The sequence below is a fragment of the Akkermansia sp. genome (assembly GCF_020860705.1).
GTDB lineage: Bacteria > Verrucomicrobiota > Verrucomicrobiia > Verrucomicrobiales > Akkermansiaceae > Akkermansia.
Window position 1 is genome coordinate 16448 of record NZ_JAJBTT010000038.1, and the last position, 15379, is coordinate 31826.

Sequence of the window (15379 nt, forward strand, 5' to 3'; positions counted from 1 at the left end):
CATATTTTGGATATCAGAAGATATTCCAGTCTTTCCACTACATCAAAAAATACAGTAATACCTGTTTTATCAATAATCCTTGGAAAAATAGATTTTGATATTTTCCTTTCCATATATAAATTATAAAGATTAACCTATTTTGATACCGGCCTTCCCGAGTTCCAGCCAACAACATATATAGCCCCTTCATTCAGGCTATTTTTTGCATGGATTCCAGCCCGCTCTTGCATCTGGAGCAGTAATAAGGCATACTGCGGCGGACTAATTATCTATCTCCACGCGCATGAAAAAAGTTTTCGTCTCAGGCTGCTATGACATCGTTCACGCCGGACATATCCAGTTTTTTGAAGAAGCCCGAGCCCTGGGCGATTACCTGATTGTCTCCTTTGCCTCGGAACCCGTGCTGTGGCATCACAAGCAGCGCAAGCCCTCCATCCCGGACGAGCACAAGAAAGTCCTGCTGGAAAGCCTGCGCATGGTGGACAAGGTCATTCTGGGGACCGGCATGAAGAAGGGGCTGGATTTTGAAGAGGAATTTCTTCAGGAAAAACCGGACATCCTGGCCGTGACGGAGGACGATCTTTACAGCAGCATCAAGAAAGAGCTGTGCGCCCGCGTTGGCGCGAATTACGTGGTGCTCCCCAAAACGCCACCCAAATTCGCCCCTGTTTCCACCACCATGCTGGTCAACCGTATCAAGGCCCCGTCTTCCGTGCCGCTCCGGGTAGACTTCGCCGGAGGCTGGCTGGACGTCCCCCGGTACGCCAGAAAAGGTTCCTATGTGGTCAATTGCGCCATCACTCCCATGGTTTCCCTTTGCGAATGGCCGTATGAAAAACGTTCCGGACTGGGAGGCAGCGGCGCATGGGCCATGCTGGAAGGGCGCGACCCGGTTGCTTCCGAACTCGCCCTGGGCGTCGGCTGGCAGGATCCCGCCGTCATTGCGGAAACGGGGCTGTGCGTATGGCGCTCCGGCAGTTCTCCCGTGCTGGACGTCAAGGGCACGGGTGACTTCCTGGAAGGCAGAATGGCCATCCTGTACACGGGAGAGGAACACGACACCCCGAAGATGGCGGACGAACAGCGCGACTACGTGCGCATTTCCCAGTCTTCCCTGATTGCCCGCACCGGCGTGCTGGAACGCAACATCAACACCCTGGCCGCAGGGGTGGCCCTGTATTACAGTGTACAGCTGGACGAAGGAATGCGGCCTTTGCCGGATATTCCCAATGCGCTTGCCAAAAAGTACCTGGGCGGCGGCTACGGAGGATACGCCCTGTACCTCTTCCCCTGCCGGGACGACCGCGACCAGGCCGTCAAGGATAACCCGGCCATGAAGCGGGTGGAGCCGTACTGCCGTCAACTGTTCAATTAAACCGCGTTTTTTCATGTCCCTGATGCGAAACAGCCTGGTAGCCTCCGGCGCCATTCTTGCCTGCCGGCTGACAGGCATGGCCAGGGAGATCGTATACACTTCCCTGTTCGGAGCCACAGGCGTGATGGACGCCTTTTATACGGCCTTCCGTATCCCCAACCTTTTGAGGGACCTGTTTGCGGAAGGAGCCCTTTCCCAGTCCTACACCAGCGTGGCCTCCAAAACCCGGGAAGCGGAGGGAGACGCGGCCGCCTGGGATCTGACCAACAAGGTAGCCACCCAGCTCTCCACGCTGATGGTCGCCATCGTCACGCTGGGGATTCTGTTTGCCGGCCCCGTCATGGAGGCCCTTTACAGCGGGGATCACTCCCTGACGGACCAGCTGTTCGCGACAGACCTGAGCCGCATCATGTGGCCGTTCATCGGGTTCGCCTCCCTTTCCGCCCTCGTCATGGGAGCGCTGAATATGGTCGGCGTCTTCGGGCTGCCCATGCTGGCCTCTGCCGCCTTTAACGTCACCTCCATCCTGTTCGGGCTGCTGATCGGATATTTCATTGATCCGACCTTTGGCCCCAGAGCCCTGTACGGCTTTGCCTGCGGCGTCACGATCGGGGGAGCGGCCCAGATTGCCGTGCAGCTCCCCAAACTCCGCAAAACCGGCTTCCGCTGGAAGCCGGATTTCCATTGGGATGACCCCAAGGTTCGGAAAATCTGGGGGCTGATGCTTCCCTCCGTGCTGGCTTCCGGCGTCACGCAATTCACCATCTTCATCAATACGGGCTTCGCCCTGGACCTGCAGAAAGGCTCCGTTACGGCCCTGACCACGGCATTCCGCCTCTGGCAGCTGCCCGTGGGACTCTTCGGCGTAGCTACGGGCATGGTGGTCCTTCCCGCCGTTTCCCGCATGATGGTGGGCGACGGTAGAAAGGACGTGGCCGCCCATATCGCCAAGGGTCTGCGGCTGGTGGCCTTTTTTGCCGTGCCCGCTTTCCTGATTCTCTATATCCTGGGCACGGAATTCGTTTCCTCCGTATACCAGTGGGGCCGCTTCAACCAGGATGCGGTACGCTACACCGGGGAAGTGCTTGGAGCCTATTCCCTGGGCCTGCTCGGCTATGCAGGAACCAAGGTGGTGCAGCCCGTCTTCCTGGCCCTGGAAAAACGCTGGGTTCCCCTGATCGCCGCCGCCGTAGCTCTGGCGATCAGCATTGGCCTCAACTACTATTTTGTCTATGAGCTGCATAAAAATGCGGCATGGCTGGCGCTGACCACTTCCGTGGTCACCACCTTCAACTTCCTCTTCTACTTTTTCTACTTGCGCCGCCAGCTGGGCGGCGTGGACGGCCGGACGCTGGTTTCCGGCCTGGGCAGGATTCTGGCAGCGGGAGCCTTGCTGGGAGCCGTCTGCTGGGCAGGTAAAACATGGTTCCTCCAGGACTTCCTGAACTGGTCCTTTCCGGCCAGGATACTCGGCATCTCCCTAGTCTGCGGCTGTGCCGGGGTTGTTTACCTGGCGGCGTCTTTCCTGCTGAAAACGCCGGAACTTGACGCTGTGCGGGCCAAATTCATGAAACGCTGACGAAGGAATCCAAGGTTCACGGGGAGGAGCGCCCCGTCCGGAAGAAAAAGAACGGCTTCCACAAGCATTCTCCTTGCCAGAAATGCCCTCAGTGAGTAAAGTTTTTCCGCCTGTGCGGGAAATAGCCTGTTTCCCGTCCGGCATTCAAAAATCTACGATCGCACCACAATGGACATGATTTCCCCCAGCATTGCTGCATTGACCCCTTCCCTGACCCTCAAGGTGACTAACCGGGCCAAGGCCATGAAAGCCGCCGGTGAAGAAGTTTACGGTTTGGCAGGCGGTGAACCGGAAATGGACACCCCTGAAAACATCAAGCAGGCAGCTATCACGGCCCTGAACAACGGAGCCACCAAGTACACGCCTTCCGCCGGTTTGCCCGCACTCCGCCAGGCCATCGCTGAAAAGCTCAAGAGGGAAAACAACCTGGAATACGATTTCACCCAGATCACCGTGGGCGCCGGCGCCAAGCACGCCTGCTTCAATGCCATCATGGCTACCGTTTCCGAAGGAGACGAAGTGATCATCCCCGCCCCGTACTGGGTCAGCTACCCGGAAATGGTCCGCATGTGCGGCGGCATCCCCGTCATTGTGGAAACCACGCAGGAAAACGGCTGGAAGCTCACGGCGGAACAGTTTGAGGAAGCCATGACCCCCCGCACCAAGATGGTGATCCTCACCACGCCGAACAACCCGACCGGAGCCGTTTATTCCGAAGAGGAACTGCGCGCCCTGGGCGAAGTGGCCCTGAGCGAAGACATCCTCATCCTGGCTGATGAAATCTACGAACACCTCGTGTACGGAGACACCAAGCACGTCAGCATCGCCTCCCTTAGCCCGGAATTGTACGACCTGACCATCACCATCAACGGCTTCTCCAAGGGCTATGCCATGACAGGCTGGCGCATGGGATACTCCGCCGCTCCGGCCCCCATTGCCAAGGCCATCCAGATGATTCAGGACCACACCACCTCCAACGTCTGCACCTTCGCGCAGTACGGCGGCATTGAGGCCCTCACGGGAGACCAGAGCTTCATCAGCGACATGCGCGACGAATACGACATGCGCCGCCAGTACGTCTACTCCCGCCTTTGCGCCATTCCGAACGTCAGCGTCGTAGAACCGCAGGGCGCCTTCTACTTCTTTGTAGACACCAGCAAGCTGGGACTTACCTCCCTGAATCTGTGCGACAAGCTTCTGGAACGCTACAAGGTGGCGGCCGTCCCCGGCATCGCGTTCGGCAATGACAAGGCCATCCGCATCAGCTACTGCACCACGCTGGACATTCTGAAGGAAGCACTGGACCGCTTTGAAGAATTCTGCAAGGCGCACTAAGCGCTAACTCAGTTACAGTTATTTTCCCACTTTTCAAGGATCGCCTCATTCATGGGGCGGTTCTTTTTGTTGCAAACGGGAAATACTATGCCACTTCTTTGCCATTAAAACACCATATCTAACATATTTTTGAATTCATTGATATTTGAATGCATAACAGCCTATCATAAATACTCTTTCCGTTAAGTCCTTCATCTGCAGGAACTCTACCACCTTCAGCATCTCCTTTTCCGGCCTCCTTCTGTATGCCCTGATTGTGCTGACTCATGCAGAAGATATTCCAGCCACGGATGACCGCGCCCTGTACATCGAATCGGAAACTAAAGCAGTCTCCCCTCAATGTCTCATGGACAAAGGAGACCAGGATGAGGACAAGAAACGTACCGAAGTCGGAATCGGGGAAGTGGTTATATTAACCTTGAACGGCAAGCGATTAAAGGAAATAGATATGGACTCTATTGAATGGTCCCTGGAGCCGGAGAAGGTAGCCACCATCGAGAAATCGGACCAAGAAAAAAATCAGGCTACGCTGACGATCAATAAAGACCTCACTCAGAACACCACGCTGAAGATCCGGGTAAAAACCAATCTTGACGAAGAATTGCCGGCAAGACCTCCCTCCATTTTCACCATTCTTGTTCCTTCCGACATCACCGCAGAGCATTCCGGGGAACGGGACAAGGAGCATCCCCAAGACAAGGAAAAAGACAGACCGGGGGCTTCCTCCAAGCTTGTTGTCACCTTTCTGCCCCTGAATGTCAGCTTCAGCAATATTTCCATCATGGAACGGGCGGAAGATCCGGAAGGATTCACTCCCGTGCATGTCCCGGGAAAACTGCTGATAAGGCCCAACGCCTTCAACATTCACCGTCATGATACCATTGGATGGAGATGGGACAAAGAGCAGGATATTCGTTTGCAGCACTTGCAGAACATGAAGCTTCCCAGCTCCTTTTCATGGAGCTGTGGATGGTACATACGCGCCGACGGCAAAGACCACTGCAAGATCAGCAATGACACGTGCACCCAGGATTTCAGTTTTAAATATGAAGACGGCATAGAAACCGATGAGAAATCTCCCACCAGGGGATTGAAAAACATCAAGGTCACCATCACCATATTCGGATGCACCGTCACACGCAGCACAGCAGGGGATGCCTTGCATGTCAACTCTACAACTTCTCAATAACCCCTTTTTACAACGCCATGAATCATTCCTGCCGCCACCTCCTGCCGTACTTTCTTTTCCTGCTGTCTTTTACCTGTTCAGCTTCTCCGCCCCAGGAACGGCTCCCCCTCCCCTCTGTCATAAGGAATCCGGACAAGCAGAATCCGGAACTCCTCCGGCTTCAGAAACTGCTGGACAACGGCCAGCTTATCCTGTTTTACCAGGGGGCCGACAACATGCGGAAAGAAGCCAAACGCTACAGGAAGAAGGACGTTACGCCCCAGGAACTGACGGACGGACTCTTTCTGTGTTACATGATTGCCAAGGCACCGTTCCTTGACCTCAACGACTACAACAATGTCGAATGGGTTTCCGAGTATAGTGATCTGGATCACACCGTAAAAGAATTCATGTCCAACAGCATCCCGTTCATCGCCCTGACGGACAAAAACAGCAAGCTCCCGAACAAGGAAGAAGCCCTGCGGTTTTATTTAAGCGCCGCCGCACTGGTGCTTAAACAATTCCACAGCCAGGTGGACTACGCTTTTAAAGCTACGGAGATTTGCGCCGACATGCTCATTGATTACGCCTCCGACATGTCCGGCGAGCAGGAAACCAGGCTATTCAACACTACAAGCGCTCGCGGAGCGAGAAGCAACAACGCCCAGTACATCATCAAAAGCAAGGAACGCGGATTCATCAGGGAATTGATGACCTGCTTCCCGACCAAGGCACGGGAAGTCAGAAAATACCTCAACCTGGCCGGATATGAAGACAAAGAAATTCCGGCCTTGCTGGACAGAACCGTTGGAAGGGTTCCGGAAGCTGACTATTTATACAAGGGTTTGCCCAAACGCAGTGACTAAAAAGACAGTATTCCGACCGTCAGCGTCGTGGAACCTCAGGGCATCTTCTACTTCTTTGTAAACACCAGCAAGCCGGGGCTTACCTCCCTGAACCTGTGAGACAAGATTCTGGAACGCTACAAATAGCGCCCCATAAAGGATTACTGCGGATTAAATCGTACGGATGATTCTTAACGGATTTGGAATCTGTGAGATCAGCCAGAGCTGCCATCAAAAAGGTCTATTGATAGGGAATAGAAGGATAATAGGGGCAATAGGGCAAATTCTGCCGACCCCTATTATTCCTATCATCCTTATATTCCCTATAACTCCTACCCAACTTTTCCACAGATTTTCCCTTTGACTTCGGATTCCAAATCCGCAACAGCCAGTGACAAGAAAAAAACGCATCATGCCTCGCAACCGGGTTGCCCTGTCTTGAAAGTCATGGTTGAATGAACCTCATATGAATACTCCCGTTCTCAATGACAACCTGCGCGCCGCCACGGAAGCCCTTTGCAACCTTCTTGCCAAGGAAGACCAGGTTGTAGCCTCCAAGGCGAAAATCGGCCTCTTTTTCCAGAATCCGGAGGCAACCAAGCTTTTTGAAGAAGTGAACGCTTACGGTGAAGAATTGCGCAACAAGCACCTGGCCGGCATGCCCCCCACCGAAGAGGAAATTTCCAAGTTCGATACCCTGCGTGAAAACGTGGTCAAGAATGATGCGGCACGCGGCTTTCTGGAAGCGCGCCAGACCATTGACGAACTCCTGAACACCATCAATCATTACCTGGGCATGTCCATTGACCTTGGCCGCGCGCCCACTCCGGAAGAGATTGAGGAAGCCCGCCAGCGCGCCATGAGCGCCCAGTCTTCCTGCTCCTGCGGAGGAGATTGCAACAAGGAAAACTGCGACTGTGACGGCAACTGTGATCATGATCACAAGGACGGCGGTTGCGGCTGCGGCAAACACTAACGCTGCACACTTTTTTTCGCTACGCGGCTTCATCTTTCGGGATGAAGCCGCTTTTATTTTCCCGGTCGACGCCGAACAGAGCCGTATTTACGGGATGAACACCGTATTTTCCAATTCCGGCAGGTCTGAACAGACGGTTTTATCGTGCCGAAAAAATAATATCAGGAGAAATAACTCGTTTTCCAACGGAAATAAGAATCTCCGCGTACAAGGCCATTACAACCCTGCACGCGGAGATCTTTTTCCAATAATGATCTTTTTATCCTTGCCGGCGGCGGCTCCACAACAAACACCCAAGACCCAAAAGGCTCAAAGAGGCGGTGGCGGGTTCCGGAACCATGTACTGAACCCAAAGTTTTGTACTATTATCTAAACTTCCTTTGGTGACGACAAGCCGATACTCCCCTTTATTCAAGCTCCCGAGACTGCTCGGATTTTCAATAGACGCATCCTTCACTCCGTCCACCTGGGTCAGCCCTTCCAAGGAAAGGCTCAGCCTGCTTAAATCAAGAGTAGCCGAACCAGCTGTAGAATAAGTAAAATAGGCCAATTCCCTGGTCACCATTCCGGTCTGGGAAGAATCCACGGACAAAGTGAGGTTAAGATTCACACCGTTCGTCCCGGACCATGGATTGCCAAATTGAATTTTCCCTGAAGAATTGAGATTCAGATTGAGTGTACAACCATTCAAATTTGCCCCACCCTTGAGGAATAAGGTGGACCCGTCACCGATGGTAAAAGTCGTAGGGGTAACATTGCTGAAAGAAGGACCATGATTCTCCCCTATCCTGACTGTGGAATTGTTTCCAAGAACAACCGTGCTTCCGGAAAGATTAGGGCTGGTAGGAGTATCCAAGCTACCCAGGGACAAACCGTCTCCAAAGACAATCGTGTCACCAGCGGAAGGAGCGGAACCGGAACTCCAATTGCTCCCCTCATTATAATTGGGAGAGCCGGTAGACGCTCCTGTCCAGGTAACCGTAGCGGCGGAAGCAAGTCCGCTCAGAAGGGCTAATAATAGAATGGATAATTTCATTTCAAAAAACAATGTTGTTATGTGTTCATATGAATACCGGATTTATAATTCGTAATAAATCAGCGTCGCTATCCAGGATGCCTATGATAGGAAATATAAGGATAATAGGGGCTATAGGAAATTTTACGGGCCCTGTTATCCCTCCCGGCCTTATATGCCCCTATTGACTCTAACCAACTTTTCCACAGATTTTTCCTTTGACTCCGGATTATAAATCCGGTTCACACCCTTTCTTGAATGAAAAAGGATTATTTTCCTACCCTTCCGCAATTCTTAAATCCGGCTCCTCTTCCAGGGATTCCCCCCTTTTTTCCTTACTTCCATTTTTAACAAATAAAATCAGCCAAGCTACAAGAAGGTTATACGGTCCATTGCCCGGCAGGACGGGCAAGACGCTTGAACAGGACACGGCCGCATGCTAGCTTCATTCTAAGAGGCCATGACTTTCTCCAGACGCCAGCTTTCCCGAACCCTGCCGTTCGTCAAAACGGATTTCCCCCTGTTCCTGGCTCCGATGGCCGGCGTGACGGATCCTATTTTCCGCACTATTTGCAAGGAACTGGGAGCCGACGTGATGGTCACGGAATTCGTATCCGCAGAGGGCATTCTCCAGGCCTGGGAGAGAAACCGCAGGTACACAAAGATAAAAGATTCCCACCGTCCCATAGGTATTCAGCTTTTCGGCGCTGACGGGGACCACATGGGAGAAGCCGCCAGAATTATCCTGGACCATGAAAAACCGGATTTCATAGACATCAATTTCGGTTGCCCGGTTCCAAAAGTAGTCGGCAAGAATGGAGGGTCCTCCCTGCTGAAAGACCTGCCCCTGCTGGCCGCCGTGGCCGGGGGGGTGGTGAAGGCGGTGGGGGACCGCATTCCCGTCACGGCCAAAATACGCATTGGCTGGGATTTCCAGAATTTATGCGCCATGGATGCGTGCCGCTTGCTGGAGGAGGAAGGCATTTCCATGATCACCATCCACGGGCGCACCCGTTCCCAACAGTATTCCGGCACAGCCAATTGGGACATCATTGACGAATGCGCACGGGCCATGGCCGTCCCGGTCATCGGGAACGGAGATATTTCCACCCCGCAGGCAGTAGCTTACGTGAAGGAAAACACGGCCGTCAGCGGTGTCATGATCGGCCGGGCCGCCATGAAAAATCCCTGGATTTTCAGAGACGCCAAATATTACCTGCTGCACGGAACCATGCCACCGGCCAGAGCCCTTCAGGAAAAGACGAACCTGATCCTGCGGCATACGCGGATGGCTCTGGATTCCGGACATTACGGGGATGAACTCCACACCATGCGCCACATGCGCTCCCGCATTCTGGCTTATACGAAGGAATTTCCCGGCGCCAAGGAAATGCGCTCCCGCCTGGTGCGCGTTTCCAGCATGGCGGAGCTGGAAAACCTGCTCTCCGCCCTTCCCCGCCAGGGAGCCTGAAAGAAGGGGAAATCCTGCCCGTCAGCACATTCCCAAGGACCTGGAAGCGGCATATGCGGAATCCCATCCTGTCATCCTCCGCTTCCTGCTGAAAAAAAATGCCCTTTTGAGGGAAGCTAAGTTGACTTTACGGCCCGAACCTGTCAGAAATAGGGGAGTATCCTGCCGCTCCGTTTCGGCAGACTTCCAACCATAGACTCCAGAGATCGACGTGTACTCCAACGAATCATATCTCATCGAACTTCTTACGCAGGCCGGCTATCTGAATGAAGAGATTCTTCAATACGCACGCAGTCAAAAATCTCCCACCCAGGGCCTGGTTGATTTTCTTATCCAGGCCAATTACCTTACGGAAGACGTCATTGCCCAGGTGACGGCCTCCACTTCCCTTCTGCCCGTTGTGGATCTGGGTTCCATGCACATTCCCCAGGAAGTGCGCGAACTCATCACGCCGGAACTCGCCAGGCGTTTCCGGGCCATTCCCATTTCCGACGACGGCTTTTCCGTCAATGTCGCCATTGACGACCCGCTGAATCTGGAAACCATGGACAGCCTGCCTCCGTTGATGGGGCGCGACGTGATTTTCAGCGTCGCCACTCACAGCGCGGTGGAAAGCCGCCTGAAAGAATTTTACCGTGACCTGACCGTTCCCGGAGAAAACAGCGGCATTGAAGGGGAAGACGGAGACGCCCCCATCATCCGCCTGGTGCAGCAGATGCTGACGGACGCCTTCAAGATGCGGGCGTCCGACATTCACATTGAGCCCATGGAAAACCGGCTCCGCATCCGCTACCGCGTGGACGGCAAGCTGGTGGAAGTGGCCACCCATCCCAAGAAGCTGCTCAGCCCCATCATCGCACGCCTGAAGGTGATGAGCACCACCATGAGCATTGCGGAAAAGCGCATGCCCCAGGACGGCCGAATCCAGATGAGCATCGGCGGCAAGCAGATTGACCTTCGTGTATCTTCCGTCCCCAGCAACCACGGGGAAAGCATCGTCATGCGTATTCTGGACAAGTCAGCCCTGGTGCTGGGTCTTCCCCAGCTCGGGTTCTTCTCGGATGATGAAGCCGTGTTTGACCGCCTCATCACCCTGCCGGACGGCATTATCCTGGTGACAGGCCCCACCGGTTCCGGTAAGACCACCACTCTGTACGCGTGCTTGAACCACATCAACCGCCCCGACAAAAAGATCATCACGGTGGAAGACCCCGTGGAATACGAACTTTCCGGCATCAACCAGGTGATGGTGAAGGCGGACATCGGCATGACCTTCGCCGCCGCGCTGCGCGCCATGCTCCGCCAGGCCCCCAACATCATCATGATCGGGGAAATTCGAGATATGGAAACGGCCAGCATCGCCATCAACGCCTCCCTGACAGGCCACCTGGTGTTCTCCACCCTCCATACCAATGACGCACCCAGCGCCGTAGCCCGTCTGGCGGACATCGGCATCAAGCGCTTCCTGATCGCCTCTTCCGTCCGGGCCATCATGGCCCAGCGCCTGGTGCGCAAGCTGTGCGACCGCTGCAAGGTGGACGGCATGCTGACGGAAAAGCAGGCCCACACGCTGAACATCGACATGTCCCGCGTCACTCCGGGCCAGATCAAGGCCCCCCACGGCTGTGACTTCTGCCGTGGCGGAGGGTTCAAGGGACGAATGGGCCTCTTTGAAATTTTCGAGATTGACGACGAAGTTCGCCGCATGATCAACGAAAATCTTACCTCTCCGCAGCTCCGCAAGCGCGCGCGGGAACTGGGCATGAGAACCCTGAGAGAAGACGGCGTTCGCAAGGTGCTGGCCGGCCTTACCTCTCCGGAAGAAGTGCTGAACGTCACCATGGGAGACGCCAACTGATTTTTCCCCGCAATCCACTCAGAACATTATGGACACCAATCTTACACTGGAACTTTTCATCGGCCGGGGAATGATCGACAAGTCCCTTGCCAAGGACATCAAGGAGGAAATGGCCGTCTCCGGCAAGGAACTGCCGGAAGTGCTCGCAGACTTCGGCATCATCGGCAACAAGGACGATATCTGGCAGATGATCGCCAGCGACCTGGGAACGGAATTCATCACGCTGGACAATTTTAAGCCGGATCCGAACGTGCAGAACATGATGCCAGCCACGCTCGTGCGCCTGCACGGCGCCCTGCCCGTCCGCTACGGGCCGGAAGGCCTGTACGTCTGCCTGGTGGACCCTCTGAACCCCCAGACGGTGGAAGACCTGCGCTTCGCCCTCGGCCAGGACATCCACGTCCTGATCGCTCCGGATTACCAGATTTCCGAGCGCATCAATGAGCTGTACGGCGGGGAATCCGCCGCCATGAAGGACCTGATGCAGGAGCTCAACAACATGGAAGTCAGCAATGAAACGGAAGATTCCGCCGCTGCTCCCGTCATCCGCTTCGTGGACCTGGTTATCACCCAGGCCATCAAGGAAAAGGCCTCCGACATTCACTTTGAGCCCTTTGAAAACGAATTCAAGATCCGCTACCGCGTGGACGGCGCTCTTTATGAAATGCAGCCTCCGCCCGTGCATCTGTCCGTACCGGTCATTTCCCGCGTCAAGGTCATGTCGAACATGAATATCGCGGAACGCCGCGTGCCGCAGGACGGCCGAATCGTGAAGCAGATAGGGGACCGGTCCGTGGATATGCGTGTTTCCACCCTTCCCACCCAGTACGGTGAATCCGTGGTGCTCCGCGTTCTGGACCGCTCTTCCGTGAACCTGAATCTGAACAACCTGGGCCTGCCCCCCCATATCCATGAATACATTCTGGACACGGTGCACAAGCCCAACGGCATCTTCATTGTCACCGGCCCCACCGGCGCCGGTAAGACCACCACCCTGTATGCGGCACTCCGGGAGATCAATACGATTGACTCCAAGGTGCTGACGGCGGAAGACCCGGTGGAATATGACATTGACGGCATCATCCAGATCCCGATCAATGAGGCCATCGGCCTGGACTTCCCGATGGTTCTCCGCGCCTTCCTGCGCCAGGACCCGGACCGCATCCTGGTGGGGGAAATGCGTGACATGGCTACGGCCCAGATCGCCATCCAGGCTTCCCTGACAGGCCACCTGGTGCTTTCCACCCTGCACACGAACGATTCCGCCGGGGCCATCACGCGACTGGTGGACATGGGCTGCGAGCCCTTCCTGGTGGCCGCCTCCCTGGAAGGGGTTCTGGCCCAGCGCCTCGTGCGCACCATTTGCCCGGACTGCCGCACGCCGTATGAGCCCTCCTCCAGCATCCTCTCCCAGCTTGGCGTATCTCCCTATGAACTGGGGGATAAGCACTTTTACACGGGCCGCGGCTGTGACAAATGCTCCAATTCCGGTTACAAGGGCCGGAAGGGGATTTACGAGCTTCTGGATATCAACGATACCCTGCGGGACATGATCACGGACCGCGCCCCCTCCGTGGTGCTGAAGCAGAAGGCCATTGAAATGGGCATGTCCACCCTCCGCGAAGACGGCTTGAGAAACATTTACAACGGCAATACCACCATTGAAGAAGTGCTGAAGTACACTTAATGGACAGCCGGACACCGCCCCCCATTTCAACCACCAAGCAGAGAACACTTAAAATACCACATATATGCCTAAATATCAATATACAGCACTTGACCATAAAGGCGACCAGAAGACAGGTACCCTGGAGGCCAATTCGGAAGCGGAGGCCATGGAATCCATCCGTGCGCATGGCCTGTATCCCACCCAGATTGTAGAAGCCGGAAAAGGCAAGCTCCAGCAAACGCCCGCCGCCAAGAAGAAGGCCAAGGGAACCAAAGGGCAGAAAGGCAAGCTGGGGGGCAGAATCAAGGCCAAGGCCCTGATGATTTTCACCCGCCAGCTGGCCACCCTGATTGACGCCGGGCTGCCCCTGCTCCAGAGCTTGAACGTGCTGGCCAAGCAGGAGGCAAACCCCAACCTGCGTGTGACTATTGAAGCCCTGGGCGATTCCGTGCAGGGCGGCTCCACGTTCTCCGAAGCGCTGGCGCAGCACCCCCGGATTTTCGACCGCCTGTTCGTCAACATGGTGAAGGCCGGCGAACTCGGCGGTGTGCTGGAAGTCGTGCTCAACCGCCTGGCTGAATACCAGGAAAAGGCCCAAAAGCTGAAAAGCAAGGTTATTTCCGCCATGGTGTACCCCTCCATCGTGCTGTTCATTGCAGTAGGCATCGTGATCTTCCTGATGTTGGTCATCGTGCCTAAGTTCAAGGCCATGTTCGCGGAACAGAATCAGGAATTGCCCGCCATTTCCGAATTCGTGTTCGGCATCAGTGACTGGTTCATGGCTGCTCCCTTCTTTGTGCCCAATGCCGTTATCCTGGCCGCCATCGTCGCCATCCTGTACGCCGTCTTCACGGCAATGAGCAAGACGCCCAACGGCCGCCGCAAGATTGACTCCGCCCTGCTGACCATGCCGGTCATCGGCAATGTGCAGAGCAAGAGCGCCATTGCCCGTTTTGCCCGCACCTTCGGTACGCTGGTGACTTCCGGCGTGCCTATTCTCCAGGCGCTCACCATCACCAAGGATACTGCCGGCAACATGATCGTGGGAGACGCCATCGGCCTCATCCATGATTCCGTGAAGGAAGGCGAATCCGTGGTGACGCCCATGTCTTCCTCCAAACTCTTCCCGCCCATGGTGATTTCCATGGTGGACGTGGGTGAAGAAACCGGCCAGCTGCCGGACATGCTTCTCAAGATTGCGGACGTATATGATGATGAAGTGGATAACGCCGTGGGGGCCATGACCTCCATGCTGGAACCCATCATGATCGTGTTCCTGGCCGTGGTCGTGGGCGGCATCGTGTTCGCCATGTTCCTGCCCCTCCTGCAGGTTATTGAAAAAATGGGTTAACCTCCCCAAGCAGAACCAGATGAAGATTCGCTCCGCATACAGCCGCCTCCGGGCGGCACAGGGCTTCACCCTCATGGAAATCCTGGTGGTGATGGCCATCATCGTGGTGCTGGCCACGCTGACCATCTCCATCTATACCTGGCTTGAAACCAGAAAGAACGAGCAGGCCACGGAATCCATCGTCCGCAAGATAGAAATGGGGCTGGAAAGCTACCACAACGACCACGACCGCTATCCCTACGGAACGGAAGCTCCCTTCAACAACCACGGGGTAGCCGTTGCAAACGGGGAGGAGTACAGCTCCAACGTCGTTTACATGGCCCTGTTCGGCGACCACAAGAATGAAGGCGTCCCTTCCCGGGATACCACCATTTACAATGATGAGCTGAATCCCGCCACCCAGCCCAAGAGCAACCCGACCGTCCGGGAAGTCCGTGTGAAAGGAAAGGACGGAAAGCCGGTCACCCTCTATATTCTGGCTGACCCGTGGGGTTCTCCCTACCGCTACCGCCTTGGCAACGGGCAGGCTATTCCCACCAAATCCGCCAGTTCCAAGAACCTGAAAATGGGCAACGGCCTGAATCCGGATTACGACTTCTGGTCCTTCGGCAAGGATGGAGACAGCGATCTGAAAGACCCGCACGCCCCTGAAAACGAAGATGACATCGGCAACCTGCCGAAATTCTGATTTTTCCGGTTTTTCTGCGCGCAGCGACTTTTTCCGGCAGCCTTCCTTC

General features: G+C 55.2%; 12 protein-coding genes. 11 read left to right on the forward strand and 1 reads right to left on the reverse strand.

Going from position 1 to position 15379, the window contains the following annotated elements; genetic code table 11:
- Nucleotides 1–283 precede the first annotated feature (283 nt).
- The 6 genes from LIO64_RS08695 (at nucleotide 284) to LIO64_RS08720 (ending at nucleotide 7278) form a co-directional block, all read left to right on the forward strand.
- The gene (locus tag LIO64_RS08695; RefSeq protein WP_290549051.1) at nucleotides 284–1375 is read left to right on the forward strand and encodes an adenylyltransferase/cytidyltransferase family protein; all 1092 of its coding nucleotides are present in this window, start codon (nucleotides 284–286) and stop codon (nucleotides 1373–1375) included.
- A gap of 13 nt (nucleotides 1376–1388) precedes the next feature.
- Entirely contained in the window at nucleotides 1389–2954 is a 1566-nt protein-coding gene (gene murJ, locus LIO64_RS08700) for a murein biosynthesis integral membrane protein MurJ (protein WP_290549052.1), read from the forward strand.
- A gap of 168 nt (nucleotides 2955–3122) precedes the next feature.
- Complete coding sequence (locus LIO64_RS08705) at nucleotides 3123–4289, forward strand: pyridoxal phosphate-dependent aminotransferase (RefSeq protein ID WP_290549053.1); 1167 nt, start codon at nucleotides 3123–3125, stop codon at nucleotides 4287–4289.
- A 256-nt stretch (nucleotides 4290–4545) separates the two neighbouring features.
- Nucleotides 4546–5478 carry a hypothetical protein gene (locus LIO64_RS08710; RefSeq protein WP_290549054.1) on the forward strand — a complete coding sequence of 311 codons (933 nt, stop codon included), beginning with the start codon at nucleotides 4546–4548 and terminating at the stop codon, nucleotides 5476–5478.
- 17 nt (nucleotides 5479–5495) lie between these two features.
- A complete protein-coding gene (locus LIO64_RS08715) occupies nucleotides 5496–6323 on the forward strand; it encodes a hypothetical protein (RefSeq protein WP_290549055.1) in 828 nt (275 codons plus the stop codon).
- A gap of 445 nt (nucleotides 6324–6768) precedes the next feature.
- Complete coding sequence (locus LIO64_RS08720; RefSeq protein WP_290549056.1) at nucleotides 6769–7278, forward strand: YlbF family regulator; 510 nt, start codon at nucleotides 6769–6771, stop codon at nucleotides 7276–7278.
- 259 nt (nucleotides 7279–7537) lie between these two features.
- Here the strand turns inward: LIO64_RS08720 and LIO64_RS08725 are convergent, their stop codons facing one another.
- Entirely contained in the window at nucleotides 7538–8314 is a 777-nt protein-coding gene (locus tag LIO64_RS08725) for a PEP-CTERM sorting domain-containing protein (RefSeq protein WP_290549057.1), read from the reverse strand.
- 439 nt (nucleotides 8315–8753) lie between these two features.
- On the opposite strand from LIO64_RS08725, the gene dusB reads away from it, so the two are divergent.
- The 5 genes from dusB (at nucleotide 8754) to LIO64_RS08750 (ending at nucleotide 15330) form a co-directional block, all read left to right on the forward strand.
- Nucleotides 8754–9764, forward strand: a complete 1011-nt coding sequence (gene dusB / locus LIO64_RS08730) for a tRNA dihydrouridine synthase DusB (protein WP_290549058.1) — start codon at nucleotides 8754–8756, stop codon at nucleotides 9762–9764.
- A 211-nt stretch (nucleotides 9765–9975) separates the two neighbouring features.
- Complete coding sequence (locus LIO64_RS08735; RefSeq protein WP_290549059.1) at nucleotides 9976–11622, forward strand: GspE/PulE family protein; 1647 nt, start codon at nucleotides 9976–9978, stop codon at nucleotides 11620–11622.
- Nucleotides 11623–11650: 28 nt separating this feature from the next.
- Nucleotides 11651–13309, forward strand: coding sequence for a GspE/PulE family protein (locus LIO64_RS08740; RefSeq protein ID WP_290549060.1), 1659 nt, complete (start codon nucleotides 11651–11653; stop codon nucleotides 13307–13309).
- A gap of 64 nt (nucleotides 13310–13373) precedes the next feature.
- Nucleotides 13374–14642, forward strand: coding sequence for a type II secretion system F family protein (locus tag LIO64_RS08745; RefSeq protein WP_290549061.1), 1269 nt, complete (start codon nucleotides 13374–13376; stop codon nucleotides 14640–14642).
- A gap of 19 nt (nucleotides 14643–14661) precedes the next feature.
- On the forward strand, nucleotides 14662–15330 hold the full coding sequence (locus tag LIO64_RS08750; RefSeq protein ID WP_290549062.1) for a prepilin-type N-terminal cleavage/methylation domain-containing protein: 669 nt from the start codon (nucleotides 14662–14664) through the stop codon (nucleotides 15328–15330).
- Nucleotides 15331–15379: the final 49 nt, after the last annotated feature.

Coding starts and splice junctions, on each gene's coding strand:
- LIO64_RS08695 (WP_290549051.1), top strand. CDS start 284: ATGAAAAAAGTTTTCGTCTCAGGCTGCTATGACATCGTTCACGCCGGA.
- LIO64_RS08705 (WP_290549053.1), top strand. CDS start 3,123: ATGGACATGATTTCCCCCAGCATTGCTGCATTGACCCCTTCCCTGACC.
- LIO64_RS08720 (WP_290549056.1), top strand. CDS start 6,769: ATGAATACTCCCGTTCTCAATGACAACCTGCGCGCCGCCACGGAAGCC.
- murJ (WP_290549052.1), top strand. CDS start 1,389: ATGTCCCTGATGCGAAACAGCCTGGTAGCCTCCGGCGCCATTCTTGCC.
- LIO64_RS08740 (WP_290549060.1), top strand. CDS start 11,651: ATGGACACCAATCTTACACTGGAACTTTTCATCGGCCGGGGAATGATC.
- LIO64_RS08745 (WP_290549061.1), top strand. CDS start 13,374: ATGCCTAAATATCAATATACAGCACTTGACCATAAAGGCGACCAGAAG.
- dusB (WP_290549058.1), top strand. CDS start 8,754: ATGACTTTCTCCAGACGCCAGCTTTCCCGAACCCTGCCGTTCGTCAAA.
- LIO64_RS08715 (WP_290549055.1), top strand. CDS start 5,496: ATGAATCATTCCTGCCGCCACCTCCTGCCGTACTTTCTTTTCCTGCTG.
- LIO64_RS08750 (WP_290549062.1), top strand. CDS start 14,662: ATGAAGATTCGCTCCGCATACAGCCGCCTCCGGGCGGCACAGGGCTTC.
- LIO64_RS08725 (WP_290549057.1), bottom strand. CDS start 8,314: ATGAAATTATCCATTCTATTATTAGCCCTTCTGAGCGGACTTGCTTCC.